Genomic DNA, 1,444 nt, shown 5'->3' with positions numbered 1-1,444 from the left:
AAAGGCCGGGCCGGTGTTGGCTTGGAACAGGCGGTCTTCGCCGTTCCAGTCCCAGCCGAAGGGCGTTGGGGCGATCTGCCTGGCGACGCTGTCGGGTATCCGCAGGTGGTCGGGGTGCAGGGCTTCAAGGACCCGGTCCAGGGCTTGGGCCTGTTCCTCCGGCGGAATCCGGCGGGTGGGCTCGATATCTTCTCCCTTCAGTGCATAGGTGAACTCCATCCCGCCCAGGTACTTGATGGCACCTTGAAGGGCAGTGCGGTGGTGGAGATAGACATGGGCGAAGCGCTTGTCGAGGAAGGAATAGGGTTCGCCGTCGTCCAGCGCTCGGTCGTCGAAGGCATTGATCAGGGCCTGGCGTACGCCCAGGGTGCGGTCCAGGGCGCTGAGCATGTCCTCGCCTTCCACCCAGACGCTGGCGTCGGGGAAGCTGCCGTCCGGTTGGGCGGCACCGCCGGTGATAAAGCGCAGCCCGTCTTCCTGGGCCTCGCTCATGATCTCGGCCAGGCCCTCCCGTTCGGCTTCTTTGTCCGGGAACCAGGTGTAGGCGTAGCGGATGGCCAGCTTGTCATGGGGGCCAGGCCCGGGGGCATAGGCATCGGCGATGTCCAGATAGCCGTTCTCGTCCAGGCGCACCAGGGGTACGGGATAGTCCATTACCGAAGCCCGGTCGTGGGTGGCGGCGATGAAGTTGTGGGCCAGGCCCAGGGCATGGCCCAGTTCGTGGGCGGTGTGCTGCAGGCGGCGCTGCATGGCCATTTCCTCGCTGGACAGCGCCAGGCCGTCCGGGCCGGCGGCGGGGCGAAAGCCCATCCAGATGTCGTGATTGACCAGTGAGCGGAAGGAATCCATCCGCACAATGGCGTGGATGATCTCGCCGGTGCGTGGATCTTTATGGGAGGGGCCAACGGAGGGGCCCCGCTCGCGCCGATGTACCCAGTGGATCATGTTGTAGCGAATGTCCATGGGATCGGCGTCCTCGGGCAGGTCCTTTATCCGCAGGGCATTCTTGAAGCCGGCCGCTTCGAACATGTCATTAAACCAGAGGCTGCCCTCGATGAAGGTGCTGCGATAGGGCTCGGGAATGGCCGGGTCCATGTAGAAGACGATGGGCTCTTCGGGTTCAACCAGCTCACCATCCAGATAGGCCTCCTTGTCGGAAGGTACCAGGCGCCAGCGCCATAGCCAGCGCTGGCGGTAGTCGCTGTCATGGCCCTGGGCGAAGTCGAAAAAGACATGAGGGAAGATACCTGCTCGCGGGTGGAATTCCCGGGGCTGGTAGTCATTGTCAGGCAGCCGCAGGAAGCTGTGCTGCTGCTCGAAGGTTACCGAGCGCGGGTCGGGGGCGTGGTCACGCAGTGCCGAGGATGGCTCGTCGACGGCAAAAGTGAGCACGGCGCGGATCTCGCTGTTCTTCGGGAAGGCTGCGGTGTAATCCGGCTCGATA

General features: G+C 64.1%; 1 protein-coding gene. It reads right to left on the bottom strand.

Annotated features, from left to right (window positions below; translation table 11 throughout):
* The coding region (locus VCB98_RS13850; protein ID WP_346053538.1) for a zinc-dependent metalloprotease at positions 1–1,444 on the bottom strand (1,444 nt) is incomplete at both ends.

Source organism: Natronospira elongata (genome assembly GCF_034931365.1).
Lineage (GTDB): Bacteria > Pseudomonadota > Gammaproteobacteria > Natronospirales > Natronospiraceae > Natronospira > Natronospira elongata.
The sequence above is the reverse complement of the archived record's forward strand: the minus strand, read 5'-3'. Positions and strand labels throughout refer to the sequence as shown.